Source organism: Stenotrophomonas nitritireducens, from assembly GCF_001700965.1.
Lineage (GTDB): Bacteria > Pseudomonadota > Gammaproteobacteria > Xanthomonadales > Xanthomonadaceae > Stenotrophomonas > Stenotrophomonas nitritireducens_A.
In genome coordinates, this window is record NZ_CP016756.1 from 3,574,470 (window position 1) to 3,599,849 (window position 25,380).

The 25,380-nt window shown below is 64.7% G+C and carries 21 protein-coding genes; 8 read left to right on the forward strand and 13 right to left on the reverse strand.

Annotation, left to right across the window (positions count from 1 at the left end; all coding sequences use genetic code 11):
- The first annotated feature begins 50 nt into the window (after positions 1-50).
- From BCV67_RS15295 to BCV67_RS15300, 3 genes are all read left to right on the forward strand, one after another.
- Positions 51-2,291 (forward strand): TonB-dependent receptor, encoded by a 2,241-nt coding sequence (locus BCV67_RS15295; protein WP_062168686.1) that lies wholly within the window; start codon positions 51-53, stop codon positions 2,289-2,291.
- Between the two features lie 73 nt (positions 2,292-2,364).
- A complete protein-coding gene (locus BCV67_RS19680; protein ID WP_156455851.1) occupies positions 2,365-2,559 on the forward strand; it encodes a hypothetical protein in 195 nt (64 codons plus the stop codon).
- A gap of 249 nt (positions 2,560-2,808) precedes the next feature.
- Positions 2,809-6,168, forward strand: coding sequence for a hybrid sensor histidine kinase/response regulator (locus BCV67_RS15300; RefSeq protein WP_062168684.1), 3,360 nt, complete (start codon positions 2,809-2,811; stop codon positions 6,166-6,168).
- Positions 6,169-6,291: 123 nt separating this feature from the next.
- Here the strand turns inward: BCV67_RS15300 and BCV67_RS15305 are convergent, their stop codons facing one another.
- Complete coding sequence (locus BCV67_RS15305) at positions 6,292-6,612, reverse strand: ArsR/SmtB family transcription factor (protein WP_062168682.1); 321 nt, start codon at positions 6,610-6,612, stop codon at positions 6,292-6,294.
- 81 nt (positions 6,613-6,693) lie between these two features.
- Between BCV67_RS15305 and BCV67_RS15310 the strand changes: the two genes are divergently transcribed.
- The 3 genes from BCV67_RS15310 to BCV67_RS15320 are packed head-to-tail and all read left to right on the forward strand — an operon-like array spanning position 6,694 to position 8,422.
- Positions 6,694-7,584, forward strand: a complete 891-nt coding sequence (locus BCV67_RS15310; protein WP_062168680.1) for an MBL fold metallo-hydrolase — start codon at positions 6,694-6,696, stop codon at positions 7,582-7,584.
- Positions 7,581-7,994 carry a YeeE/YedE family protein gene (locus tag BCV67_RS15315; protein WP_062168678.1) on the forward strand — a complete coding sequence of 138 codons (414 nt, stop codon included), beginning with the start codon at positions 7,581-7,583 and terminating at the stop codon, positions 7,992-7,994. Before BCV67_RS15310 ends, BCV67_RS15315 begins: the two co-directional genes overlap by 4 nt.
- A complete protein-coding gene (locus tag BCV67_RS15320) occupies positions 7,991-8,422 on the forward strand; it encodes a DUF6691 family protein (RefSeq protein WP_062168676.1) in 432 nt (143 codons plus the stop codon). Before BCV67_RS15315 ends, BCV67_RS15320 begins: the two co-directional genes overlap by 4 nt.
- A 139-nt stretch (positions 8,423-8,561) precedes the next feature.
- On the opposite strand, the gene BCV67_RS15325 is transcribed toward BCV67_RS15320, so the two are convergent.
- Together BCV67_RS15325 and BCV67_RS15330 are read right to left on the reverse strand one after the other, a co-directional pair.
- Positions 8,562-9,224 carry a response regulator transcription factor gene (locus BCV67_RS15325; protein WP_062168673.1) on the reverse strand — a complete coding sequence of 221 codons (663 nt, stop codon included), beginning with the start codon at positions 9,222-9,224 and terminating at the stop codon, positions 8,562-8,564.
- 197 nt (positions 9,225-9,421) lie between these two features.
- Positions 9,422-10,219, reverse strand: a complete 798-nt coding sequence (locus BCV67_RS15330; protein ID WP_062168671.1) for a 3-hydroxybutyrate dehydrogenase — start codon at positions 10,217-10,219, stop codon at positions 9,422-9,424.
- A 210-nt stretch (positions 10,220-10,429) separates the two neighbouring features.
- Here BCV67_RS15330 and BCV67_RS15335 point away from each other — a divergent pair, with 210 nt between their 5' ends.
- Positions 10,430-12,163 carry a 3-hydroxybutyrate oligomer hydrolase family protein gene (locus BCV67_RS15335; RefSeq protein ID WP_062168669.1) on the forward strand — a complete coding sequence of 578 codons (1,734 nt, stop codon included), beginning with the start codon at positions 10,430-10,432 and terminating at the stop codon, positions 12,161-12,163.
- A gap of 186 nt (positions 12,164-12,349) precedes the next feature.
- The gene (locus tag BCV67_RS15340) at positions 12,350-12,940 is read left to right on the forward strand and encodes a HutD/Ves family protein (RefSeq protein WP_062168667.1); all 591 of its coding nucleotides are present in this window, start codon (positions 12,350-12,352) and stop codon (positions 12,938-12,940) included.
- Between the two features lie 200 nt (positions 12,941-13,140).
- Here BCV67_RS15340 and BCV67_RS15345 read toward each other — a convergent pair whose 3' ends face one another.
- From BCV67_RS15345 to BCV67_RS15390, 10 genes are all read right to left on the reverse strand, one after another.
- The gene (locus BCV67_RS15345; protein WP_062168665.1) at positions 13,141-14,751 is read right to left on the reverse strand and encodes a sulfite reductase subunit alpha; all 1,611 of its coding nucleotides are present in this window, start codon (positions 14,749-14,751) and stop codon (positions 13,141-13,143) included.
- Positions 14,748-15,722, reverse strand: coding sequence for an FAD:protein FMN transferase (locus BCV67_RS15350; RefSeq protein ID WP_062168661.1), 975 nt, complete (start codon positions 15,720-15,722; stop codon positions 14,748-14,750). The genes BCV67_RS15345 and BCV67_RS15350 overlap by 4 nt, the downstream gene beginning before the upstream one ends.
- Positions 15,723-15,900: 178 nt before the next feature.
- Entirely contained in the window at positions 15,901-16,707 is an 807-nt protein-coding gene (locus BCV67_RS15355) for a DUF4198 domain-containing protein (RefSeq protein ID WP_062168659.1), read from the reverse strand.
- 25 nt (positions 16,708-16,732) lie between these two features.
- Complete coding sequence (locus BCV67_RS15360; RefSeq protein ID WP_062168657.1) at positions 16,733-17,254, reverse strand: DUF2271 domain-containing protein; 522 nt, start codon at positions 17,252-17,254, stop codon at positions 16,733-16,735.
- A gap of 25 nt (positions 17,255-17,279) precedes the next feature.
- A complete protein-coding gene (locus tag BCV67_RS15365) occupies positions 17,280-17,924 on the reverse strand; it encodes a PepSY-associated TM helix domain-containing protein (protein WP_231732376.1) in 645 nt (214 codons plus the stop codon).
- A gap of 311 nt (positions 17,925-18,235) precedes the next feature.
- On the reverse strand, positions 18,236-20,650 hold the full coding sequence (locus BCV67_RS15370; protein WP_062168653.1) for a TonB-dependent receptor domain-containing protein: 2,415 nt from the start codon (positions 20,648-20,650) through the stop codon (positions 18,236-18,238).
- A 116-nt stretch (positions 20,651-20,766) separates the two neighbouring features.
- Positions 20,767-21,180 carry a hypothetical protein gene (locus tag BCV67_RS15375; RefSeq protein ID WP_062168651.1) on the reverse strand — a complete coding sequence of 138 codons (414 nt, stop codon included), beginning with the start codon at positions 21,178-21,180 and terminating at the stop codon, positions 20,767-20,769.
- A gap of 349 nt (positions 21,181-21,529) precedes the next feature.
- On the reverse strand, positions 21,530-22,207 hold the full coding sequence (locus BCV67_RS15380; RefSeq protein ID WP_062168649.1) for a Fe2+-dependent dioxygenase: 678 nt from the start codon (positions 22,205-22,207) through the stop codon (positions 21,530-21,532).
- Positions 22,208-22,228: 21 nt separating this feature from the next.
- Positions 22,229-22,936 (reverse strand): tetratricopeptide repeat protein, encoded by a 708-nt coding sequence (locus tag BCV67_RS15385; RefSeq protein WP_062168646.1) that lies wholly within the window; start codon positions 22,934-22,936, stop codon positions 22,229-22,231.
- Positions 22,937-23,080: 144 nt separating this feature from the next.
- Complete coding sequence (locus tag BCV67_RS15390) at positions 23,081-25,372, reverse strand: TonB-dependent receptor (RefSeq protein WP_062168644.1); 2,292 nt, start codon at positions 25,370-25,372, stop codon at positions 23,081-23,083.
- Positions 25,373-25,380: the final 8 nt, after the last annotated feature.

Genomic DNA, 25,380 nt, shown 5'->3' on the forward strand with positions numbered 1-25,380 from the left:
CATGGCGGCACTCGTATGCCGCTACGTCATACCCGGGAGGAGGGAGACCAATGAAGCGCAAGTATCTGAGTATCGCCATCGGTGGCATTCTGTTGGCACCGGCTGCATTCGTGCAGGCGCAGGAGCAGCAGGCAGTGCCGGCAGGCACCCAGGCCACGCAGCTGGACGAAGTAACCGTAACCGCACGCCGCCGCACCGAGTCCATCCAGGACGTGCCGGTGGCGGTCAGCGCCTTCGGCGAGGAGCAGATCAAGGATCTGCAGGCCTCGACCGTGGAAGGCCTGCAGGGCGCCGTGCCCAATATGAACATCGCCCAGGGCCGTGGTTCGGCCAACAGCGTCAACGTCTTCATCCGCGGCATCGGCCAGCCGGACGCGCTGCAGACCTTCGACCCGGGCGTGGGCATGTATGTCGATGACGTGTACTACTCGCGCATCAATGGCGCGCTCTTCTCGCTGTTCGACATCCAGCAGCTGGAAGTGCTGCGCGGCCCGCAGGGCACGCTGTACGGCAAGAATTCCACCGGCGGCGCGATCAAGCTGACCACCAAGAACCCCTTCGACAATGAAGGCGGCGCGGTGGAAGTGACGGCCGGTGACTACGGTCGCCTGGAAGGCCGCTTCTATGTTTCGGGCAAGCTCAGCGACACGCTGGCCGGCAGCATTGCCGGTGCCAAGATCACCAATGACGGCTACGTCAAGGATGCGGTCACCGGCAAGCGCTACAACGACGACGACACCGAAGCCCTGCGCATGAAGCTGGCCTACAAGCCGACTGATAATTTCAGTGCGGTGTTGTCGCTGGATACCACCAAGCAGGACGCTGCGCTGACCCTGGGCCGGCCGATGGCGCCGCTGCTGCAGACCAGCCTGGCACCTGCTGGCGTGATCGTGTTGCAGCCGGGTGAAACCGGCAAGTGGAACCGCCGCGCGCAGACCTCGTTCAAGGACGGCGAAGGCCAGTACCTGAAGCATTCCGGCGCCTCGCTGGCGATGGAATGGGAGATCAACGAGCAGTTCATGCTCAAGAGCATCAGCTCCTATCGCAAGCTCAAGACCAAGTCGTATATCGACATCGACGCTTCCGAATACGAGCTGGGCGATGTGCTGGTGGCACTGGACCAGAACCAGAAGAGCCAGGAATTCCAGCTGCATTACGACAATGGCTCCAACCTGCACGCCACTTTTGGTGCGTACTACATGAAGGAGAACGTGCCGTCGTACCAGGAAGCCTATGCCGACGATCTGTTCTCGTTCATGGGCGCTGGCGTGCCGTTCCTGCGCACCATCGGTGACGACCTGACCACCACTTCGGTTGCTGCGTTCGCCCACGTCAACTGGGAATTCGTGCCGACCTGGACCGTGGCGGCCGGTGTGCGCTGGACCAAGGACAAGAAGGACTACGACCGCACCACCAGCACGTTCTGGGGCGCACCGTTCACTGCTTTGAACGGCACGGTTGCCTTCGATGCGAAGGCCTCATGGACCGCGGTGACGCCGTCGATCAGCCTGCAGAAGGAGTTCAGCGACAACCTGATGGGCTATGTGTCGGCCAATCGTGGCTTCAAGTCCGGTGGCTTCAACGGCCGTGCCAATACGGTGTATGACACCGAGCACGCCAAGTTCGACCCGGAACACGTGTGGACCTACGAGCTGGGCCTGAAGGGCAGCTCGGCCGACCACCGCATGCGCGGTACCGCCACTGCGTTCTACAGCAACTACAGCGATTTCCAGGCACGTGTTTCGCAGGACGTGGGCACTTTCCCGGTGTTGAACGCAGCCAAGCTCAACATCAAGGGCATCGAGCTGGAAGGCAGTGCACTGCTGGGCGAAGCCACCACGCTGAGCGCGCAGTTGGGCTGGATGGATGCCAAGTACGACAGTTTCGAGGACTTCCGCCTTGATCCGTCCTACGCCGGCTACGACCCGAGCGTGAACCACGACCACGTGCCGTTCTCGCCGGATTGGACGGCCCGCGTGGCCTTGCAGCATGTGTTCTCGCTGGGTGACAACGGCAGCCTGACCTTTGGCGGCGACGTGTCCTATCGCGGCGACACTTGGCTGTCGGTGGACAACCGCAAGGTGCTGAGCCAGGACGCTTACACCCTGGTGGGCGCATACGGCGTGTGGGATTCGTCGCAGCTGACCTGGCAGGTCCGCGCAGGCGTGCGCAACCTGACCGACAAGCAGTACAAGACCGAAGGCCAGGAGTTCGCCAGCGTCGGCAACATCCAGACCGCGTATTACGGTCTGCCGCGCAACTGGTATGTGTCGGTGCGTTACAACTTCTGATCATGGGGGCCGGTGACGGCTAGCTGACAGGAACGCAAGGCAGCCCTTTCCCGCGTAGCGGGGAAGGGCTTTTTTGTTTGTGGCTGCTGCGCTGGTTGTAGCTGCGGCTGTAGTGAAGGTCGTGGCGATTGCTGGTGTTGTTGCTGTGGTAGTTGATTTGGCTTTGGTTTTGGCTGCTGCTGTGGCTGATGCTTTGGCTTTGGCTTTGGCTTTGGCTGTGGCTGTGGCTGTGGCTTTGGCTGTTGTTGGTGTTGGTGTTGGTGCTTGAAGCCCCTCTCTCGCCTGCGGGAGAGGGGTTGGGGTGAGGGGAGCTTTTGCTGTTGGCTTTCGAGCTCTGGCTTTTGATGAAAAAGCTAAAAAGCAAACTCCTGGCGACCCGCACCCTCACCCCAACCCCTCTCCCGGGGGGAGAGGGGCTTCAAGCAAAGGCCTCAAGCAAAGGCCTCAAGCCATGCACTGCTTCATCCTTCCCTCTTAACTCCGTATCCTGCCAAACAGCTTCCGGGAAACGCTTTCCATGTTGAGTCTGGTAACAGTGGCCTTGGCGGGTCTGGCCTGGTTGGCCTTGATGTTCGGCGTGGCGCTGTACGGCGAACGCCGGCCTACGGCATTCGCGCGGCACTGGCGGCATATCTACACCTTGTCGCTGGCGGTGCACTGCACCTCGTGGACGTTCTATGGCACCGTCACCCAGGCTGCGCGGCACGGTTGGCCGCTGCCGCCAACTTTCGTCGGCGCAATTCTTTTCTATGCGCTCGCCATCGGCGTGATGATGCGGCTGGTGCGGCTGGCGCGCGAAACCAATGCCACCTCGCTGGCCGATCTGATTGCCGCGCGGCTGGGACGTGATGCCTGGTTGGCGGCGACGGTGACGCTGGTGACCGTGCTGGGCCTGATTCCCTATATCGCGCTGCAGCTCAAGGCGGTGGCTATGAGCTTCGGCATGATCACCTCGCGCGCGGTAGACGCCGGCCAGACCGGTTCCATCTGGCACGACAGCGCCTTGTATGTGGCGTTGGCGATGGCCTTGTTCGCGATGTTGTTCGGTGCACGCCGCGCCGATGCCTCCGAGCACAACCGTGGCTTGGTGCTGGCGATGGCTGCCGAGTCGGTGTTCAAGCTGGGCGCGATGCTGGCGCTGGGAGTATTTGTCTGGTTTGGCCTGAAAGGAGTTCCTGCCACGCTGCCAGCGCCGGTCAATCCACAGGAAGGCGGGTTCATTCCGCTGGTGATCCTTGGCGGGCTGGCAATGTTTCTGCTGCCGCATCAGTTCCACGTCGGCGTGGTGGAGTGCCGCGATCCGGCTGATGTGCGCACTGCGCGCTGGCTGTTTCCGTTGTACCTGTTGCTGATCGCGTTGCCGATCCTGCCCTTGGCGCGCGCCGGCACGCTGCTGCTCGGCAACAGCGTGCCCTCGGACATGTATACCCTGGCGCTGCCGTTCGCTGCGGGCCATGAAGGCGTCGCCTTGTTCGCTTTCCTCGGTGGGTTGAGTGCGGCCACCGGCATGGTGGTGGTGAGCACGCTGACCTTGAGTCTGATGATCGGCAACCACTGGTTTGCACCCGGCCTGTTGCGCAGCGCCTGGGCACGTGCCGGCGGCGGCGACCATCGTCGCGAGCTGGTGTGGCTGCGGCGCGCGGGCATCTGCGTGATCATGCTGCTGGCCTGGGGCTATAGCCGGCTGATTGGCGGCGGCAACGTGCTGGCCGACATCGGCGCGGTGTCGTTCTCGGCGATGGCCACCTTGGTGCCGGTGCTGGCCTTTGCGATCTGGCGGCCGCAGACGCCGCCGCGCGCGGCCATTGCGGGTGTGCTGGCCGGTTTCGCCACCTGGGCCTGGGTGCTGCTGTTGCCGTCATTGCTGGAGAGCGGCGGGCGCGCGCCGGCGTGGCTGCTGCAGGGCCCGTTCGGTTGGCAGTGGCTCGCGCCGCAGGGCTTGTTCGGCTTGACCGGCTGGACGCCGCTGGGCCGTGCGGTGGGTGCCAGCCTGTTTGTCGGCACGGCGGTGACGCTGCTGTCGATGGCCTGGCGGCGTGATACGCCGGACCGCATCAGTCGCAATCTCGACGCCGAAACCCTGCGCGATGCCGGCCGTCGTTTCCTGCCGTATGAGCGCGTGCAGCGCCTGCTGGCCGATGCGCCGCGCACTGGCGCCGTTCCTGCAGCCATCGAGGCCAGTGTTGAACGGGAATTGTCAGCGGTGCTGGGTGCGGCCTCCGCACGCTTGTTGCTGGACGCGGCACGACGCGAGGGACGTGAGCTGGCGACGGTAGCGGCCATCGTCAGCGAAGCCTCCCAGGATCTGCGCTTCAGTCAGCAGGTGTTGCAGGCGGCGTTGCAGAACATGAGCCAGGGCATCAGCGTGATCGACCGCGAGCAGCGGCTGGTGGCGTGGAACCGGCCATATGCGCGCATGTTTGGATTCCCCGATGAACTGCTGCAGGTGGGCCGCCCAATTGTTGATCTGACCCGCTGGGCATTGCAGGCAATGCCTGCGCGCGGTGGCGACGAGCGTGCGGTGGACCGGCGGCTGGCCTTCATGCGCGCTGGCACGCCGCATTTGACCGAGCGGGTGTTTCCGGATGGCAAGATTGTCGAGATCCGCGGCAACCCGATGCCGGGCGGCGGTTTTGTGGCCACCTTCACCGATGTCACCGCGTTTCGCCGCAGCGAGCGCGAGCTCAAGCGCAGCAACGAAACGCTGGAACAACGCGTGGGCGAACGCACCGCCTTGCTGGAGTCGGCCAAGCGCGAGGCTGAGCGCGCCAACGATGCCAAGAGCCGCTTCCTGGCCGCGGTGGGGCACGACCTGCTGCAGCCGCTGCATGCCGCCCATCTGTTCACCGATACGCTGGCGCAGCAGGTGGAATCCAGCCAGCAGCAACAGACGGTGATGCAGATCCGCGGTGCGCTGGATTCAACCACCGATCTGCTGACCGGTTTGTTCGACATGTCGCGGCTGGAAGCCGGTGGGCTGGTGCCGCAGGCGCGTGATCTGCCCTTGGCCGAAGTGCTGGATCCGCTGGTCTCCGAGTTCCGTGCGCTGGCCACCGCGCGCGGTCTTGATTTCCACTATGTGCCCACCCGCGCCTGGGTCAACAGCGACCCGCAACTGCTGCGCCGGGTGCTGCAGAACTTCCTCGCCAACGCGGTGCGCTACACCAGTGCGGGTGGCGTGTTGCTGGGGGTGCGCCGCGAGGGCCAGCAGCTGCGCGTTGAGGTACATGACACCGGGCCGGGCATCGCCAAGCAGGAACAGCAGCGGATTTTCGAGGAGTTCCGGCGTGGCGAGGACAGCAGCGGGCAAGGGCTCGGTCTGGGCCTGGCCATTGCTGATCGCATTGCCGGCCTGCTGCATGCGCCGCTGCGTCTACGCAGTGAAAAAGGGCGAGGTACGGTGTTCTCGGTATCGCTGCAACATGTGGCTTCGCCACAAATGGCCGCTACGCCGCACCTGCGCAACGCGGCGACTTCGGGTGGCGTATCGGTGCTGTTGGTCGACAACGATCCGGCGGCCTTGCAGGGCCTGGCCGGTCTGTTGCGTGGCTGGGGCTACAACGTGGCCGAGGCCGCCGGCGAAACACAGGCGGTGGCAGCATTGCAGGCATTGCCCGCCAGTTTGTGGTTGTTCGACTACAACCTGGATGACGGCGATACCGGTACCGCCCTGCAGCTGCGGTTGGGCGAACGCTTTGGCGCGCGCCCAACCCTGATCCTCAGTGCCGACGACAGCCTGGGCACGCGCCGCGAAGTTTTGGAGCAGGGACTGACGCTGCTGCACAAGCCGGTGCGTCCGCTTGCGCTGAAATCGATTCTTGATCGGCTGTTGGCGGCCGATGCGCTGAGACCAGATGCGGGGCGGCGCGAGTCTTAGGTACGCGCATTTTTTAGGTAGCCCGGGTAAGCGCAGCGCACCCGGGAGAACCTTGCGATACCCCCGGGTGCGCTGCGCTTACCCGGGCTACGGGCCCCGCGTGCATTGTCGAATGCTTGAAGCTTAGCCGCTGGCTTTCCCGCAATAGGCTGCATGCAAGGCCTGCATCACGCCCATTGCCGGGCTGTCGGCCAGCGCATAGAAAATGCTCTGCGCTTCACGGCGCGTGCTGACCAGCTGCGCATCGCGCATCACCGCCAGGTGCTGCGACAGCGCCGACATCGACAGACCAACGCCGGCCTGCAATTCGCCCACCGAGGCCTCACCTTCCACCAGCCGGCACAGCACCCGCAGCCGGGCCGGGTGGGCCAGCGATTTGAGCAGCTGCGCGGCCTGTTCGGCATGCACCTGCATCTGTTCCATATCCATGTCTGAAGCGGGCATCAAGGGCGTGCGGCTCGTGCTTGAACTTTGTGGATGACTAGTTTAGTTTAGAAAAAGCTAAATTAAAAGCGAGGCCTCAAAATGAGCCAGACGCAGATCTCATCCCCCTTGGTCGAACCGTTCTACGACAAGGACACGGGTACCTTCAGTTATGTGGTTTACGACCAGACCGGCGGCATGGCGGTCATCATCGATCCGGTGCTGGATTACGAGCCGGCAGGCGCGCGCACCAGCACGGCATCAGCTGATGTGCTGCTGGCGTTCGTGCGCAGCAAGCTGCTGACCGTTGCATGGATCCTGGAAACCCATGCGCATGCCGACCATCTCAGTGCGGCGGGCTATCTGGCGGATCAACTGCAGGCGCCGGTCGCGATCGGGCGCGGCATCGTGCAGGTGCAGCAGCACTTCAAGGCGCTGTTCGGCCTGGGCGATGAATTCATTGCCGACGGGCACCAGTTCGACCGGCTGTTCGACGACGGCGACACCTTCAACGTCGGCGCATTGAATGCGCGGGTGATTGCCACGCCGGGGCATACCGATGACGGCCTGACCTACGTGATCGGTGATGCCGCATTTGTCGGCGATACAGTGTTTGCCGCCGACACCGGCACCGCCCGCTGTGATTTCCCCGGCGGTGACGCGCAACGCCTGTATGCATCGATACAGCGGATCCTGTCGCTGCCCGGCGATACCCGCATCTTCCTGTGCCATGACTATCCGGGCACGCGCCGGGAGGCCCATGCACTGACCAGCATCGACGAGCAGAAGCAGCACAATCTGCATCTCAAGGACGGCACCGACGCGCCCACCTTCGTGCAGATGCGCGAGCAGCGTGATGCCACCTTGCCGGTGCCGAAGCTGATCCTGCCTGCCTTGCAGGTGAATATCCGCGGTGGGCGCTTGCCCGAGCCGGATGCCAATGGCGTGCGCTACCTGCGCTTGCCCCTGGACCAGATCGGGCACACGTCATGAGTACCTGGATGACCGCGCTGGCCGGTGGCGTATTGATCGGCCTGGCCGCCACCTTGCTGCTATGGCTGACCGGCCGTATCGCCGGTATCAGCGGCATCGTCGGCGGTGTGCTGATGCCGCGCAGCGGCGACGTGGCCTGGCGGGCCGCATTCCTGATCGGGCTGATCGGTGCCGGCGCCGCGTACCTGTGGCTGGTACCCGGCGCCTATACGCCGCGCCAGGGTTTCCCGCCGTTGCTGCTGGTAACAGCCGGCTTGCTGGTTGGGTTTGGCACCCGCATGGGCAATGGCTGTACCAGCGGCCACGGTGTCTGTGGTTTGGGGCGCTTGTCCGTGCGTTCGTTCGCTGCCGTGCTGACCTTCATGGCGACGGCGATTTTGACCACCTACATCGTCAGGCATGTGGCATGAGTACCTCGCGTATCACCTTGGCGGCACTGGTTTCCGGCGCGTTGTTCGGCGTGGGCCTGGCGCTGTCAGGCATGACCGATCCGCTGCGCATCCTCGGTTTCCTCGATGTGTTAGGCGATTTCGATCCGGCCCTGCTGTTCGTGCTGGGCGGTGCTGTCGGCACCACGATGCTGCTGTTCCGTTTCGTGCTGCGGCGGCCGGCGCCGGTATTGGCTGAGCGTTTCCAGATCTCGGATCTGCGCCATATCGACCGGCCATTGCTGATCGGTGCGGCCTTGTTCGGCATTGGCTGGGGACTGGCCGGCTACTGCCCGGGGCCTGCGCTGGTGGGCCTGGGCGTGTTGTCACCGGAGGCGCTGTGGTTTGTGCCGGCAATGCTGGCTGGCATGCTGCTGCACAAGGCAACAACTCGGAGCACGGGCTCGTAGGAGCGGCATCAGCCGCGAAGCTGACAACGGCGCCGTTGTAGTGACGTGCGATCAGGAATGCGTGTGATCGATCCTGCTGCGGCGGTCTGTGCGTCAGCTTCGCGGTTTACACCGCTCCCACACGAATCAACAGCGGTGGTTACACCGCCTGGCGCGCTGGATCGCTCAGTTCCAGTTCGCGCAGCACCACGCTGGCCTGGGTGCGGTTGCGCACTCCAAGCCGCTCGAAGATGGCCGACAGGTGGGCCTTGACCGTGCGTTCCTGCACATCCAGGCGGTCGGCGATCTGCTTGTTGAGCAGGCCTTCGGCAACCAGCGCCAATACCCGGAACTGTTGCGGTGACAGACTGGCCAGGCGTGCGGCCAGTTCGCTGTCATGGCTGGACGACTGCGCACGCGATACCGCCGCGCGCAGCGAAGCCGGCAGCCATTGCTCGCAGGCCATGACGCTGCGGATTGCTTCGCGCAGCTCATTCAAACCCGAGCTCTTGGGCAGATAGCCGGCGGCACCGTGGTCAAGCGCGCGCCGCACCACTCGCGGGTCATCATTGGCCGAGACTACGATCACCGCCACCCCAGGGTGTTGTGCGCGGATAGCGGCCAGCCCGGCCAGCCCGTGATTGCCGGGCATATGCAGGTCGAGCAGGATCAGGTCGGTGTCCGGCGCCGCATCCAGGGCCGCCAGCACACCTTCCAGTGATTCGGCCTCGCGCACCTGCAGCTCGCTGACGGCCTCGCTGGCCGCCTGCCGCAGGGCAGCGCGGAACAAGGGGTGATCGTCGGCAATCAACAAGCTGGGCATAAGGCTGGGAACGAGTGGCGAGGAAACAGGAACCAGTAGATGCGCACTCGAAGTCAAAATCAATCTCTCAACGTAAAGGTCAGGAACCAGCGGGTAGGAACCAGGTAATAGAGAGAAGGCAAAGGCACGCAACAGATGTTGCGTTGCTCTGCTGTTACTGGTTCCTGGTTCCTGATTCCTGACAACTAGTTCCTGGCTTACTGCGCTGTCCAACCGCCGTCCATCGGCATTGCTGCGCCGGTGAGATTGTGCGACTCGCGGCGGCACAGCCACACCACCATCGCGCCGATGTCTTCCGGCAGCGACATGCGCAGGCTGGGCTGCTTTTCTTCGAGCAGGGCACGCACGCCGTCGTCGCGGCTGCCGCCATTGCGGTGGGCCTGGATCTGCGGTTCGATCAACGGCGTTTCCACCCAACCCGGGCAGACGCAATTGACGGTGACGCCACCGCTTTCACGGTTGCCGGCAGCGGCATATTCCAGCGCGGCCACCTTGCTCAGGCCGACGATGCCGAACTTGCTGGCCACATACGGTGCCTTGTTCTTCGAGGCAACCAGGCCGTGCACCGAGGCGATATTGACCACCCGGCCGTAGCCGCGTTCGGCCATGCCCGGCAGCGCATGCTGCATGGTGTGGAAGGCAGCGCTGAGATTGATGGCGATGATGTCGTCCCACTTCTGCGGCGGCTGTTCGGCCAGCGGTGCGGCGTGCTGGATACCGGCGCAGTTGACCAGGATGTCGATGTTGCCCCAGGCCTGCACGGCTTCGAGCATGTGGGCGATCTGGTCGGGTTTGCGCAGGTCGGCATCGAAGTGCCGCGCCTCGCTGCCGGCGTCGGTGACGCTGGCCAACGCCGTATCGATCTGCTCGGGCGTGCCCAGCCCGTTGATGGCCACGCGGGCGCCAGCATTGGCAAGTGCCTGGGCGATGGCCAGGCCGATGCCGGAGGTGCTGCCGGTCACCAATGCGGTGCGGTCTTGCAGGAAGCGGTCCATGGGGGACTCCGATGCTATAGGGGATGGTGGAAACGTAGCAGCCGCCGCGCTAAAAGCGTGTGGTACTTAAGTACGATGAGCCGGCCGTGGTTGCTCTGCTAGGGTGCGTCCATGAGCCAATCCCTATTGCGCGCCGCCTGCGGCCTATTTGTCGGACTGAGCCTGGCCTCCTGTGCCAGCGGCCCAGCGTCCAAGCCCGTGGAGTCTTCCATGTTCAGCAACGAACTCCGCAGCGAACATCGCGGCAGCGATGACCTGCTTACCGCCGGGCTGGGCCTGGCCGGCCTGCGCAGCATGGCGCCGCCGGCCTTTGCCGATGCCAGCGCACCGACCGTGGATGAGCTGCGCCGCCGCGCGATGTGGGGCAGCTGGCGCGGCATTGCCGACCTCGCCCCGGGCGGTGGTTACGGCGAACTGTTCGGCAGCCTGCAGAACGTGCCGGGCCGCGAGTATGCGGCGTTCGCACGCCTGCCCGGTGCCAGCCAGCCGCATCGCGTGCTGGCGCAGATTCCGGACAACTTTGATACCGCCAAACGCTGTGTGCTGGTCGCACCGGCATCGGGCTCGCGTGGCATCTATGGCGCGGTCTCGGTCGCCGCTGCCTGGGGCCTGCCCAAGGGCTGTACGGTGGTCTATACCGACAAGGGCGCCGGCAGTGACTACTACGATCTGAACGCGCAGATGGGTGTACGTGCCAACGGCACCATCGGTGCCCTGGGTGAAGTCAGCGACCTTGCGTTCGTGCCGGATGCGCCGATCAATGCAGCGGGTGTCGCCTTCAAGCATGCGCATTCCAAGGACAACCCGGAAGCCGACTGGGGGCGCCACGTAAAACAGGCGGCCGAGTTCGCGCTGTTGGCGTTGGCACAGGCCTATCCGCAGGCAGCGCCCTTCACTTTCGAGAACACCCGCATCATTGCCGTGGGCATCTCCAACGGCGGCGGCGCGGTGCTGCGTGCGGCCGAGCTGGAAGGTGACTGGCTGGATGCGGTGGTGGCCGGTGAACCCAGCGTCTATTCCAGCGGCACCGGTGCACGTGCGCTCTACGATTACAGCACCGAGGCGGCGTTGTTGATGCCGTGCGCGCAGCTGCACATGAGCAACCTGCCGCAGCCGCCGATGACCGCCGCACTGCAGGCCGGCGCCGCCGTGCGCTGTGCGAGCCTGGCAGCCGAGGGTGTGATCAGCGGTGCGACACCGGCAGCGCAGGCCAGGTCGGCCTACGAGCTGATGCTGAGCAAGGGCTGGACCGACGAATCGCTGCGTGCTGGCGCCTTGTCCACCGGCTTTGATCTGTGGCGCGCGATCTCGGCGACGTATGCCTCGGCCTATGGCCGCTATGGCGTTGGCGAGCATCCCTGCGGATTCAACTTTGCCGCACAGAACCCGGATTTCTCGCCGCGCGCGGCAACCGCCATTGAGCGCGCTGCGTGGGTCTCCGACGGCAGCGGCATTCCGCCGGGTGCCGGCGTGGGACTGCTCGACAGCAAGGTGGCCTTGCCGGACCTGACCTATGCCGGCCTGAAGTGCCTGCGTGCTCTGTGGGACGGGCAGGGTGAAGACGCCAAGCGTGTGCAGGCTGGTATCCAGGCCACGCATGCGGGTCTGCCGCGCAAGGGCCTGCCGGTGATGGTGGTACACGGTGCCGACGATGGCCTGATTCCGCCGGCTTTCAGCAGCGCACCGTATGCGGCGGCAGCCAAGGCGGCCGGGCGCGAGGTGAGCTACTGGAAGGTGCAGCATGTGCAGCACTTCGATGGTTTCCTCGGACTGCCGGATTATGGCTCGCGTTATCTGCCGCTGCTGCCGTATGTGTATGAGGCCCTGGATCGGGTGCAGGCACGCCTGGACAAGGGCACGGCTTTGCCAGCCGATGCAGTGATCGCCACCACCCCACGTGCGGGCAAGCCGCTGATGGCCGAAAATCTGGCGATGCCGAAGTAAGGGCTTGAGCCCCTCCCTTGCGCGAAGCGCAGGGGGCGCTTGAGCCCCCTCCCTTTGCCGAAGGCAAGGGGAGGGTTGGGGAGGGGTTGGCTTTGCTCTGCGCTGTTGGATTTGTGGCTTCGCGGCTTACGCCGCTCCTACACATCTGCCGCTCCTACAGATCCGCGCTGATGGCATCATTGGCCGATGCATACATTGAACTCTCCTACCCGCGTTATCCCTGCCGCGCTCTACCAGCGCGAGCGCTGGCGCAATGGCCTGGGTTGGACGCGCGAGATCCTGCGTCTGCCGGAGCAGGGCGACTGGCAGCTGCGCCTGTCCATCGCCGAGATCGAACAGGACGCGGCGTTCTCTGCTTTCCCCGGCGTCGAGCGTGAGCTGGTGTTGCTGCAGGGCGAAGGTCTGCGCTTGCGCTTCGCCGATGGGCGTTGCGAAACCCTGCTGCCGCCCTATCAACGCCTGCGTTTTGCCGGCGAAGAAGACATTGTCGGCGAGCTGGTCGACGGTGTGACCCAGGATTTCAATCTGATGTGGCGGCGTGATGCCCTGCAGGCCGAACTGCTGCATCGGCCGCTGGTGGGCAACATGTTGTTCTTCACCGAGCCACAGGCCGCGTGGGCCATCCACCTGTTGGCCGGCCAAGCCGTATTCGAGGGTAATGAATTGCCGGCGCTGTCGGCCGGTGATACCGCGTGGCTGGGGTCCGGCGAACGGCAGCGTTACACCTTAAGTGGCGGTGGCGAGCTGTTGGCGATACGGCTGACGCCGGTTGTGTAGGAGCGGCGTAAGCCGCGAAGCCAAAGAACCAACAGCGCAAGGCTTAACCTGTAGTGCCGAGCTATGCTCGGCATGGGCATTACCGGGAAAGCTTCTGCCGAGCATGGCTCGGCACTACGGGTGGGATTGCTTGTAAGGCTTCTGCCGAGCATGGCTCGGCACTACGGGGCTGCTTTGCCGAGCATGGCTCGGCGCTACATTCAGTAGACGTCGCGGCGGTAGCGGCCGGCAATGCGCAGGGCCTGATGTGCTTCGGCGCCAATCGTGTCGATGATGACCTTGTCCACCGCCGGGGCCATGCCCTGCAGGCTGCCGCAGACCAGCAGGGTGGCGCCGTCCTCCAGCCATTGCTGCAGCACAGTGCTGTGCGCGGCCAGCGCGTCCTGCACATAGTGGAACTGACCGGGATCGCGGCTGAAAACCGCATCCAGACGCTCGATTCCACCCTCACGCTGCCATTGCCGCAGCTCGTCGCCGAAGTGGAAGTCATGCGCCGCGTTGCGTTCGCCGAACAGCAGCCAGTTGCGGCGTGCGCCTGCATCGATGCGGGCGCGAAGATGCGCACGCAGGCCGGCGATGCCGGTGCCGTTGCCGATCAGGATCAGTGGCGCATCGTTGCGGGGCGGATGGAAGTTGCTGTTGCTGCGCAGGCGCAGATCAATGCTGTCGCCGATAGCCGTGTAGTCGCAGAGCCAGCCGCTGGCCAGGCCAGGGGTGCCATCCGGGCGCAGCTGCCGCCGCAGCATCAGCTGCAGGCTGCCGTCGCTTGGCATCGATGCGATCGAATACTCACGATGCGGCAGCGGCGTGAGGTTGGCAGCCAGTGCGTCGGCATCGCGGGTGTCGCAGCTGTCGGGCAGATGCGACACGGCAAGGGCGTCACGCAGCAGGCGGCCATCGGCAAGTACCGCGGCCGCATCGAAGCCATGCGTCTGCAGCCAGTGCGTCACCGCAGGCGCGGATTGGCGCGGGCCGATTTCGGCGATGTCGCCGGCCTGCCAGGTGGGCAGCTTGCCGTCCGCCGGTTGCAGTTGCAGGTGGAACACCTTGCCACCGATGCTGCCGGGATTGAGCATCTCGCGCCTGCGCAGCAACCAGGATTGGTAGGCCGGCGCACTCCAGTCAGTGGCGTCGGCGGTCGAGCCGCCGAGCTGGCCCAGCAGCTGCTGCCAATGGCGCAGCGCTTCTGCATCGGCGTTGTCGACCTCCACGGTGTCAAACAGCGGCTGTGCACCCTGCGCACGCAACCAGTCATCGAGTTGATGGCCGAACGCGCAGTACTGGTCGTAGGTTTTGTCGCCCAATGCCAGTACCGCGTACTGCAGCTGTGCCAGCTTCAGCGGCTGTGGCATCACCCGGCTCAGGAAGGCGAGGGCGTGATCGGGCGGATCGCCTTCGCCGGTGGTGCTGGCGACGAACAAGGCCTGGCGGCTGCTGTCCAGCAGCGCTGCGTCCACCTGGTCGATCGCGCGCAGGCGGATCTTGTGGCCGGCAGCACGCAGCTGTGCCGCCGTGCGCTGGGCCAGTTGCTGCGCGAACCCGGTCTGGCTGGCCCATACCACCAGGATCGGCGGTTCGCTGCTGTCGCCAGCATCGTCGTCGCGTTGACGGGTGCGCCACCACAGCGCGAAGCAGGCAACTGCGTAGACCAACAGCGCGGCCAGCGCTGCCCACCATTGCGGCATCAGTGGCGGCGCGTTCCACCAGCTTTCGCTAAGATGCAGGCGCAGCAGGAACAGGGCGATCAACAGCAGGACCAGACCAACACCGAGGTTGCCAAGCAGGGCGCGCATGGAGCGATTGGGGTTCATTGCGCGCTGGCGTCCAGATAGCGCTGGAAGGCGGGGCTCATGGTTTCGATCAGGCCGGTGCTGGTGCGGGTGATGAAGCGTGCAGCCAGATCATGGTGATTGGCAAAGGCCAGGCCTTCATCGGCGCCCATCACGGTCAGTGCGGTGGCCCAGGCATCGGCGTGCATCGCATCGCGCGCAATTACGCTGACCGCAGCTGCGGCGCGGCTGACCGGTGCATGGCTGCGCGGATCCAGGGTGTGGCTGTAGGACACGCCATCGCGTTCAAAGTGGTGCCAGCGGTCGCCTGAAGTGGCGACCGCAAGGTCGTCCAGTGCCAGTACGCGCGGCGGATAGTCGGCACCAGCATCTTCTTCCGGAGCGGATTCAACCAGCACGCGCCAGGGCTGACCGTCGGGTTTCAGGCCGTAGCCGTGTAGTTCGCCGCCTACTTCGACCAGTGCTGCGGCGACACCGGCGCGCTGCAGCCAGCGGCTGACCAGATCCACGCCATAACCCTTGGCGATGGCCGACAGGTCCAGCTGCAGGCCGCCGGGTTGCAGGGCACTTTGTGTTTGTGGATCCAGTTGCAGCTTCTGCCATTGGCAGCGTGCAGCAACTTCGGCCAGCTGCGCGGAATCGGGTACGGCCTGCGCAGCGGCATCCGCACCGAAACCCCACAGCGCGACCAAGGGGCCGATAGTGGGATCGAAGGCACCGTTGCTGCGCTCGGCGATATCGCGTGCGGTGCTGAGTACGTTCCAGAAATCATCGGGCAGCGCATGCCAGGTGCCAGCGGCGGCGCGGTTGTAGCGGTTGATGTCAGAGTCGGCTTCCCAGGTGCTCATCTGCGCGACGACTCGGTCCAGTTCGGCCTGGATGCCGGCATGCAGCGGATGCAGGTCACGGCTGCGCGCGGCGACCAGCTTGACGCTCCAGCTGGTGCCCATGGTGTGGCCGCCAAGGGCGGCGATGTCGGAGTTGGAGGACATCGGAAATGATCGGCTAGGCGGTGTCCCTTCTCCCGTTTACGGGAGAAGGTGCCCCGAAGGGGCGGATGAGGGGAAGCGTTTGCTCTTTTTCGACCGATTGCAGGCTTCAGGAACTCGGCTCCGGCCTTGCCCTCACCCCAACCCCTCTCCCGGCGGGCGAGGGGCTTTGAGCGGTGCATTACTGCGGCAGCACTTCCAGCGTGGCGACGTAGCTCAGGCGGCGCACGTTGGCCTGCGGGATCGAGGTCTTGTTGTCCTCGGTGCCGGTTTCCAGCCAGTACATGCCAGCCTGCGGCCAGGTCACCGAGAACTCGCCATTGGCGTCGGTGGTCACCTTGATCTCTTCCTGGGCGTTGCGGTAACGGGTACCACCGCGGGTGATTTCCACTTCCAGGCCTGCGTGCGGCTTGCCGTCGACCAGCAGCTTGAACTTGGCCTGCTCGCCGGCGAACAGATCGTTCGGATGGCCCACAGCGACCAGCTCCATGCCCTTGCCGGTCGGCTTGAGCGCGGTGTCGTTCGGCTTGCCGTTGGTGACGAAGGTTTCAACGCGACCGGCGGTCTCGGAGACCTTCAGTTCCTTGGCATCCTTCGGCACTTCGGTGGCGAACGTTGCAGCGTTGCCGCGCCAGCGCTTGGGCTTGCCGTCTTCCTGCCAGTTGGCCATCAGGCCGGCGTTGACGTTGGCCAGGCGGTAGGTGCCCTGCTGGGTCAGTTCCACGTCGAACACGCTGCGGTACTTGCCGGTGGCCACGTTCTGCGGCTGCACGGTGCTGCCGTCCGGTGCGGTGATCACCAGGTTGTCCAGGCGCAGCGGCACATGGTTGAAGTAGAACAGGTCGTTGGATACAGCCGCATCCACGGTGATCCACGGGTTGGTGCCGGCAATCACGGTCTGCGATGGCTGCAGCCAGGCCTTGTGCGCGGCGGCGGAGAAGGGCAGCGCGGCGGCGAGGATGGCAGCAAGCAGGAGGGAACGCTTCATCGGTTGGCTCCGTTGGAAAGGGGGATCAGGGCTTGACGGCGAGGGTGACGGCACCGAGTTCGGTGCTGCCCTGGGCGCTGCCGTTCTGGACAGCGCGGGCCGGCCAGCTGAAGGGAATCTTGACCAGCTCGCGGCCGCCGACTTCGCGCGCCGCTTCCACCACCAGCGTGTACTGGCCGGCGGGCAGGGCGCGCAGCTGCGGCTGGCGGTCGCTGAAGCTGAGCTGGTGCTTGCCGACCGGACGGGTCGGGCCGGTCACGCCATCCACCGGCACCTGCAGGGTGCGGCCGCTCTTGCGCCACCACTGGCGCAGGTCCGGCAGCCACTTGGTGCCATGGCCTTCGGCGGTGTCCTTGAGCTGGTACCAGACCGACAGGTTGGCGGCGACCTGCTGGTCGGCACCTTCGATCCACACCGCGACATACGGGCGGTGGTACTCGGCCACGTTGAGCTTGGGCACTTCGACGTTGACGTCGAGGCTGGCGGCGTAGGCGGCAGGAGCGGTGGCGATCAGGCCGCTCAGGGCGATGGTCAGGGTGACGCGCATGGTGCGACTCCGGGAAGGACGACGGTCAATGGATGAGGAGCAGGGCGATCAGAAGCGGGATCAGCAAACCCAGGCCGACCAGCGGCCAGGTCATGCGCCGCTGCCGCGCATGCAGATGCAGCAGGAACAGGCCGGTGATGCAGAACACCAGGCAGGCCACCGCGAACACGTCAAGGAACCAGCCCCAGCCCGGTCCGGCATTGCGGCCCTTGTGCAGATCGTTGAAATACGAGATCCAGCCTCGGCGGGTTTTCTCGAATTCCACCGCACCGGTTTCGCGGTCGATGCTCAACCAGGCATCACTGCCGGGGCCGGGCATGGACAGATAGATTTCTTCCGGCGACCACTCGGCTTCACGGCTGCCGATGGAGACCTCGAGACGGTTGGACAACCAATCGGCCACCCGTGCCGGCAGCGGCGCGTTGCCTTCTTCGCGCTCGCCCAGAGCCTTGAGTACGGGCGCAGGCAATTCCAGCTGCAGGTTCTGCACCTGCGGCTTGGCTTCGATCTTGGACGCGTGGTTCAAGGTGATGCCGGTCAGGGAGAACAGCAGCATGCCGATCAGGCAGACCGCCGAGCTGATCCAGTGCCACTGATGCAAGGTGCGCAACCAGAATCCACGACTGGCTTGTTGTTGCACGGTAGTGGCGGCGCTGCGGTCTGCGGACACGGGTATCAGGGGTGTTGAAGGACGACGATTAAAGCACTAATGAGAATGATTCGCAATTTGTGCCGTGCTACGCCCCCTCCCTATGCCGGAGGCAAGGGGAGGGTTGGGGAGGGGTAGCCTTTGATCTGGCTGTTGTTCTGGTTCTTCGCGTAAAGCCAAGAAGCCAAGTCAAAAGCTACCCCTCCCCAACCCTCCCCTTCACTGCGTGAAAGGGAGGGAGCGGTGTTGCCTGTGCTGGAAACGTTTGTGGGGCTGCGGCGTTGACAGGCGGGTGGGCAAGCGCTCAGCGCTACCCGTGCCAGCTGCACCCATCAGAACTTCGCGTTGAGCGACAGCCAGTAGCTGCGGCGCTGTTCCTTCACCGCATAGTCGTCGACGCAGCTGTACTCGCTGGGCGAGCTCAGGATGCAGGACTGCGAGACGAAGTCCTTGTCGAACAGGTTGTTGACGCGCGCGTTGACCGTCAGCCAGTCGTTGAGCTTCCAGCTGCCGCCCAGGTGGAAGGTGGTGTAGTCCTCGTAGTAACGAACAGTCGAGCTGCTGACGCCGCCGACGTTGGATACCAGCGTGTCGCGGTAACGGTCGTAACGGCCTTCGCCGATCAAGCTCAGGCTGATGGCGTCGTTGAGCTGCCAGTTGAGGCTGGCATTGGCCATGTGCTTGGCCGGGTTGCCGGCGATCGGCTGGCCTTTGGTGGCGCCGCTGGTCTGCTCGCTCTTGGTGTAGGTGTAGTTACCGCGCAGCTGCAGGTTGTCCAGCAGGTCCACATGGCTGGCCAGCTCAACGCCGCGGGTTTCGGCCTTGTCCAGGTTCACACTCTGGCTGAAAACGCTGTAACCCAACGCTGCCCAGCCCGGGCCCACGTCCACGCAGTAGCCGCTGTTGGCCGGTGCCACTTCGCAGTTGGCGAAGCTGCCGCCGCTGGCGATCTTGTCGTCGAAGCGGTTGAGGAAGGCGGTGGCGTTGAAGCCCCAGCGGCCGCCGTCGTAATAGGTGGCGATTTCGTAGTTGGTGCTGGTCTCCGGCTTCAGGTTGGGCGAGCCCACCATCGGGATCACACCCTGGCCGCCGAAACCGGTCACGCCGGGAAACAGCTGATCCGGACGCGGGGTCTTGTAGCCGGTGCTGACGCCGCCCTTGACGGTCCACGCATCGCTGGCATTCCACACCAGGTAGGCGCGCGGGCTGACATGGCTGCCGAAGATGTTGTGGTGGTCATAGCGCAGGCCGAAGGTGGCGGTGAGCGCGTCGGTCAGCGACCAGTTGTCCTCGGCAAACACCGACCAGGTGCGGTGCTTCTGCTTGACGTTGTCGCGGTAGCCGCCACCGTCCATGCCGAATACGCCGTCGGTCATGTCGGTGTTGTTGTACTGGCCACCGACGGTGACTTTGTGCGCATCGAAACCCAGTTCGAGCATGGTGTCCAGCACCATTGCATCCAGTTCCATGGTGCGCAACGGGCGCGGCAGGAAGGCCTGCAGGCGGGCGCGTTCGGCATCATTGAGCACCGACAGGTTGCCGCTGGCCATGTTGCAGTTGGCGGCCTGGCCGCGGCGCTGGCAGACATCGTTCCACAGGTTCTGCAGGTCGGCGCGCTCGGCCAGGGTCAGCGGCAGCGAGCGGCCCAGGTTGTTGCTCTGGGTACGCGACAGGCTGGTCTGCCAGGTGCCGAAGTCGTAGCGGCCCTGGTGGGTCAGCGCCAGCTGGTCCAGCTCATAGCGCTGGTAGGCGGTATAGCCAACGCGCGGCTGCACCACGCGGCGGGTGGTGGTGCCACCGTTGCCATTGGGAATGGTCGCCACACCGCTGCGCCACAGGCTTTCGGCGCTGTCCAGGGTGCCGGTCTGGCCCTTGCTGTTGTCGTACTTCTGGCGCGAGACGTCGTAGTCCAGCCACAGGTCGTGGTTTTCGCTGGCCTTGAAGTTCAGGCGGATGCCGCTGTTCCAGTTGGTATTGGCCACGGCCTTGCCGCCGCCGCCAAAGCCGAGCGCACGTTCCCACTGGCTGCCATCGGGCAGCGGCAGCGAATCCCATTCCGGACGCGATTCGTCGATGTCGTACCAGCTGCCGCGCACGGTCATGCCCAGACGGTCCTGGATCAGCGGGCCGCTCAGGTACAGGTCGGTGGTGCGGGCGTCGCCGAACGCGTCTTCCTGCTGCACGGTGAGACCCTGCGTCACCGAGCCGTGCCATTCGCTCTGGTTGCGGCGGGTGATGATGTTGATAACCCCGCCCATGGCATCTGCGCCGTACAGGGTCGACATCGGGCCGCGCACTACTTCGATGCGTTCCACTGCATCCAACGGCGGCATGTAGGCGAACTGGCCGCCACCGAAGTTGTTCGGGTACAGATTGCCGACGTTGCTCTGGCGGCGGCCATCGATCAGCACTAGCGTGTATTCGGACGGCATGCCGCGCATGGAAATGGTGGCGCGGCCGTTCTTGTCGGTGGTTTCCATGCCGACGTCGATGCCTTCCACGTCGCGCAGCGCATCGACCAGGCTGGTGTAGGGACGCAGTGCCAGTTCTTCGCGGCTGACCACGCTGATGCTGGCCGGCGCGTCGGTGATCTTCTGCTCGAAGCCGCTGGCGGTGACGACCACCTTGTCCAGCGTGGTAGGTGCGCCGCTACCGCTGGCATGCGCGCTGGCGCTGAGGGCGCCGAGCACGGCGAGGCTGAGCAGTTGGCGGGAAACGGACACACGGTGGCGCTGGCGCAGGGCCATGGGAATACCTCGAACAAGGAAATGCAGGCTGCAGTCGTCAACACCGCAAGCGCGGGCGCATGCAGAGACGGGCTGAAAAGAGAGGGGGTGAAGCGCGGGCGCCTAGGCGCGGAGCATCAGCTCAACGGGGGCGCTTGCCCACGTTGTTGGCGCGGGCTGGCCAGGGCATGGCCCATGACCGGCTCGGATACCGGGATGGCCACCCGTAACGGGCTGGGGCCGGTGGCTGCAAGCAGCAGCGGCTTGACACTGGGCAGGGGCGGGATGGCAATTGCCGCGCGCAGCTGGCTTGCCTTGCGAAGTTTGGCCGGGCTTTGTTCTTCCAACTGGCGTTCGCCGCCCTGACGCTCTTCGGCAGGGGCCGATGCAGTGCTGTTTTCCGCAACACCAAGCCGGGCCAGCTGGCTGCCGCTTTGGCACAGCGATGCCAGCAGCGACAACAGCATCAGCAGGCACAAAACCAACGGACGCAGGCTGACAACGCCGGATGCGGCGGTGCTGTATGCGTGCTGGCGTTGTGGTTGCGGCATGCGAATCCCCGATGTGCGGGCGCGCTGACGAGGGCCGTCCTGCGCGCTGCAGCATTTTAGATGCGATCCGTTAGCTTTTGCAAATGAGAATTGATAGCAACATGGCGATTATCAGTTTGCTGGCGTTGGCTGATCCACGCGCCGCGCTGTCAGTGACGTTGATTCGTTGGAGCTGTCCGGTGCGCGTGGCAGAAGCAGACCGCGGCTTTTGTAGCCCGGGTAAGCGCAGCGCACCCGAGAGCAGGGAGCGGCGGGGTTCTTGGACTCTCAGCGAACAGCCCCGGGTGCGCTGCGCTTCCCCGGGCTACGGTGCTACGGAGCTGCTGCGTTGAGGAGGGGCCGGCAACGCTCAGGTCTGCGCCCATTGCCGCAGCAGGTTGTGATAAATCCCGGTCAGGCTGACCAGCGAGGGGTGCTGCGGGCAGTCTTGGGTGAGTTGCTGGATGGACGTATCCATTTCCCACAGCAGGCGCCGATGGGCGTCGTCGCGCACCATGCTCTGCACCCAGAAGAACGAGGCCAGGCGCGCGCCACGGGTCACCGGTTGCACTTTGTGCAGGCTGCTGGACGGATACACCACCAGGTCGCCGGCCGGCAGCTTCACTTCGTGCTCGCCATAGGTGTCGCTGATGATCAGTTCGCCGCCTTCGTATTCGTCCGGTTCGCACAGGAACAGCGTGCAGGACACGTCCGAGCGCAGCTGCTCGCCCTGGCCCAGGTTCATCACCGCGCCATCCACATGGAAGCCGTAGTTGCCGCCACCGCTGTAACGGTTGAAACGCGGCGGCAGGTACTTCAGCGGCAGCGCGGCGCTGAAGAAGGAAGGGTTGCTGGCCAGTGCCAGCAACACGGTTTCGCCCAGCTCGCGGCGCAGCGGCGAGTTTTCCGGCAGCTGCTGGTTGCGCTTGGCATGGGTGCCGAGATGGCCGACGGTTTCGCGGCCATCGGTCCAGTCAGCCGCATCCAGTTTCTGGCGGAACAGGGCGACCTGTTCGGGGCTGAGTACGTTGGGGATATGCAGCAGCATGGGAGTTCCTCGGGGACTGGCTCAGGCTACCAGTGCACGGATCTGCGGATGGGGGGAGGCCGCCAGTTCGGGCACGATATGCGCCATGAACGCAGGGCTGCCGTTGGCCAATGCCAAGCGCAACCACTGCGCGGCGGCCTCGATCTGGCCTTGTTGCAGCAGGATGGAGGCGAGGTTGGCCTGGCCGCGGAAATCACCGGCCTCGGCCGAGCGTTGATACCAGGCCAGGGCGGCCTGCGGATCGCGTTCGATCTCCAGCCCGTCTTCCAGGTGGCGTGCCAGCAGATTCATCGATTTGGCGTGGCCCAGCTGCGCGGCCTGTGTGTACAGCGCCAGCGCCCTGGGACGGTCCTGCGCCACGCCGCGGCCTGTGGCAAGCAGGTTGGCATGGTTGTACATGCCCCAGTCCAGCCCGGCTTCGGCGGCACTGCGGTACCAGACCGCGGCCAGCGCGGCATCCGGCGTGCAGCCCTGGCCAAGCTCATGGCAGCGGCCGAGCATGTTCATCGCCAGTGCGCTGCCGTTGTTGGCGGCGGTTTCGTACCAGAGCAGGGCGGCCTGCTCGTCGCGGTCCACGCCCTTGCCTTCGATGTACAGCTGGGCCAGCAGCAGTTGCGCCTGGGCCTGGCCGCCGAGCGCGGCGTCGCGGATGCGCGCGAAGGTGCCCTGCGGATCATTGAGCAGCTGCTGCGCCAGAGCAGCGGCATCGATTGGAAGGGCATTGGACATCGTCTCGCCTGTGAGCAGGTTTGCACCGGTAGCTGCTGCCGATGGTAGCCAGTGCGGATGATCGCCGTCGCCTGCGGCGGCGCTAAGGTAGAAAGCAGAACGGCGGCAGGCTTGGGCCTGCCGCCGTTGTTGCTCTTGCGGACATCAGAACTTGACGTTCAGTGCCAGCGTCGCCGCACGGCCCGGGGCGATGCTGGCGTAATGGGAGGCATAGGCCTTGGTGAAATAGGTCTTGTCGGTCAGGTTCTGCACGTTCAACTGCAGGCTGATGTTGTCCTGGATGGCGTAGCCGATCATCGCGTCCCAACGGGTGTAGCTTGGGATCCACTTGGTGTTGGCGGCGTCGCCGTACTGCTTGTCGACATAGCTTGCACCGCCACCGACAGTCAGGCCGAACGGGAACACATAGGTGGTCCACAGCGTGGCGGCATGCTTGGGCGTGTTCGGGAACATGTTGCCGTTGTTCGGCGAGACGATGTACTGGCCTGCCGGGCAGGGCTGGCCGCGCGGCACGGTGACGCCGCAGACAAAGCCGTTGTCCTTCAGCTCCGAATCCATGTATGTATAGCCGCCAGCGACATTCCAGTTGTCGGTGATCTGGCCATTGATGCCGATCTCGACGCCGTTGATCGCCTTCTTGCCGGCGTTCTGGGTAGTGCCGGTGTCGATGACGACGCGGGCATTGTTCATTTCGGTGTGGAAGATGGCTGCGGTCAGGTTCAGGCGCTTTTCGAACAGGTCCCACTTGGTGCCCAGCTCGTAGTTTTTGGTTTCCTGCGGCTTGAGGTTCTCGATGGCGGCGCTGATCGCGTCGTTGCCTTCACCGCTGTCCATGCCCGGCGGCGTGGACGAGGTGCCGTAGGACAGGTAGATGCTGCCATTTTCGGTCGGCTTGAACACCACGCCGGCCTGGTAGTTCAGGAAGCCGTCGCTGTTTTTCAGCACGGTCGGGGCCTTGTTCAGGACCGGGGTGACCTGCTTGGTGTCGTAGTCGTCCCAGCGCAGGCCGAGGTTGACCAGCCACTTTTCGCTCAGCTCGATGGTATCGAAGGCGTAGACCGACTTGGTCTTGGTGGTCTGGTCGATATCCAGCACCTTGTCGCTGCGGGTCACCGGGTGGGTGGCCGACCACGGATCATTCGGGTTCGGGTTGTAGAAATCGGTGCAGTTGTAGCCGGTCGCCGCGCCGGTGGTCTTGCACACCTGGTTGTTGCCGATCGGGTTGTTGGTGCCGGCGCCGCCGATCACATAGCTGCCCTTGCTGCTCTTCTCTTCGCTGTATTCAACGCCGGCACTGTAGCTGTGCTTCAGGCCACCGGTCTGGAATGCCCCGGTCAGGCTCAGCTGGTCGGCGAAGGTCTTGGTGTCGATCGCGCGGTTGTTGGTACGGCGCCACAAGGTGCCGTACAGCAGCGGGTTGTTCTTGCTGTCGTCCGGCTGGGTCCACAGGTAGTCATTGCTGGTGTTGCCCAGGCGCGCGATGTTGCGCAGCTTGTGCTCGCCGAACGAGTAGCTGGCGTCCAGGGTGCTGATATCGGCACGGGTACGCTGGAAGTCGCGGTCCTTCAGGCCGTAATAGTTGTTGCGGTCCGGCACCAGCGGCTTGCCGGTGGTGGTGCCGGTTGCCGGATCGGCATAGGGAAAACCGCCGGCATCGGGCAGGTCATCGGTTTCCAGGTGGTAATGGCTGGCGATCAGCTGCAGCGGGCCGTTCAGGCCGAAAGCGATGGACGGTGCGATACCCCAACGGCTGACGTTGGCGGCGTCGCGGCCGGCGATGTCGGATTCGTGCTTGAGCAGGTTCAAACGGGCGGCAATGCCATCGCCCAGCACGTAGTTGGCATCAACGGTGCCGCGCGCATAGCTGTCGGTGCCGATGCCCATGCTGGCGCTGGTTTCGTTCTTCAGCTTCGGGGTCTTGCTGACCAGGTTGATGCTGCCACCGCCGGAATCACGGCCGCCGTAGGCCGAGCTTGGGCCCTTGACCACTTCCAGCTGCTCCAGGTCGAACACCTCGCGGGTCTGCGAGCCGACGTCGCGCAGGCCGTCGACGAACATGTTGCTCTGGCCGTCGAAGCCGCGCAGGAACGGACGGTCACCGGTGGAGTTGCCACCTTCGCCGGCACCAAAGGTGATGCCTGGCACCATGCGCAGGGCATCGACCAGATTGGTGGCACCGATTTCCTGGATGGTCTTCTCGGTGACCACGGACACCGACTTCGGGGTGTCCAGCAGTTCGGCGGTGAACTTGGGCGAGGACGGCGCAAACCAGCTGCCGCGTACCTGTACCTGATCCAGATCGGTGGCCTTGTTCCTGGCCGAGTCGGCGTCTGCGTCGGCGGCCAGTGCGGTCAGCGGCGAGAAGCCGGCGGCCAGCGTGGCAGTGGCGAGCATGGTGGCGCGCGGTGCGTACTTGCGGGTCTTGATGTGGGTCATGGACGGGT

Bases quoted from the DNA above. Each gene is read 5' to 3' on its own strand.
- BCV67_RS15295 (WP_062168686.1), top strand. From the start codon at position 51: ATGAAGCGCAAGTATCTGAGTATCGCCATCGGTGGCATTCTGTTGGCA.
- BCV67_RS15300 (WP_062168684.1), top strand. From the start codon at position 2,809: ATGTTGAGTCTGGTAACAGTGGCCTTGGCGGGTCTGGCCTGGTTGGCC.
- BCV67_RS15305 (WP_062168682.1), bottom strand. From the start codon at position 6,612: ATGCCCGCTTCAGACATGGATATGGAACAGATGCAGGTGCATGCCGAA.
- BCV67_RS15310 (WP_062168680.1), top strand. From the start codon at position 6,694: ATGAGCCAGACGCAGATCTCATCCCCCTTGGTCGAACCGTTCTACGAC.
- BCV67_RS15315 (WP_062168678.1), top strand. From the start codon at position 7,581: ATGAGTACCTGGATGACCGCGCTGGCCGGTGGCGTATTGATCGGCCTG.
- BCV67_RS15320 (WP_062168676.1), top strand. From the start codon at position 7,991: ATGAGTACCTCGCGTATCACCTTGGCGGCACTGGTTTCCGGCGCGTTG.
- BCV67_RS15325 (WP_062168673.1), bottom strand. From the start codon at position 9,224: ATGCCCAGCTTGTTGATTGCCGACGATCACCCCTTGTTCCGCGCTGCC.
- BCV67_RS15330 (WP_062168671.1), bottom strand. From the start codon at position 10,219: ATGGACCGCTTCCTGCAAGACCGCACCGCATTGGTGACCGGCAGCACC.
- BCV67_RS15335 (WP_062168669.1), top strand. From the start codon at position 10,430: ATGTTCAGCAACGAACTCCGCAGCGAACATCGCGGCAGCGATGACCTG.
- BCV67_RS15340 (WP_062168667.1), top strand. From the start codon at position 12,350: ATGCATACATTGAACTCTCCTACCCGCGTTATCCCTGCCGCGCTCTAC.
- BCV67_RS15345 (WP_062168665.1), bottom strand. From the start codon at position 14,751: ATGAACCCCAATCGCTCCATGCGCGCCCTGCTTGGCAACCTCGGTGTT.
- BCV67_RS15350 (WP_062168661.1), bottom strand. From the start codon at position 15,722: ATGTCCTCCAACTCCGACATCGCCGCCCTTGGCGGCCACACCATGGGC.
- BCV67_RS15355 (WP_062168659.1), bottom strand. From the start codon at position 16,707: ATGAAGCGTTCCCTCCTGCTTGCTGCCATCCTCGCCGCCGCGCTGCCC.
- BCV67_RS15360 (WP_062168657.1), bottom strand. From the start codon at position 17,254: ATGCGCGTCACCCTGACCATCGCCCTGAGCGGCCTGATCGCCACCGCT.
- BCV67_RS15370 (WP_062168653.1), bottom strand. From the start codon at position 20,650: ATGGCCCTGCGCCAGCGCCACCGTGTGTCCGTTTCCCGCCAACTGCTC.
- BCV67_RS15375 (WP_062168651.1), bottom strand. From the start codon at position 21,180: ATGCCGCAACCACAACGCCAGCACGCATACAGCACCGCCGCATCCGGC.
- BCV67_RS15380 (WP_062168649.1), bottom strand. From the start codon at position 22,207: ATGCTGCTGCATATCCCCAACGTACTCAGCCCCGAACAGGTCGCCCTG.
- BCV67_RS15385 (WP_062168646.1), bottom strand. From the start codon at position 22,936: ATGTCCAATGCCCTTCCAATCGATGCCGCTGCTCTGGCGCAGCAGCTG.
- BCV67_RS15390 (WP_062168644.1), bottom strand. From the start codon at position 25,372: ATGACCCACATCAAGACCCGCAAGTACGCACCGCGCGCCACCATGCTC.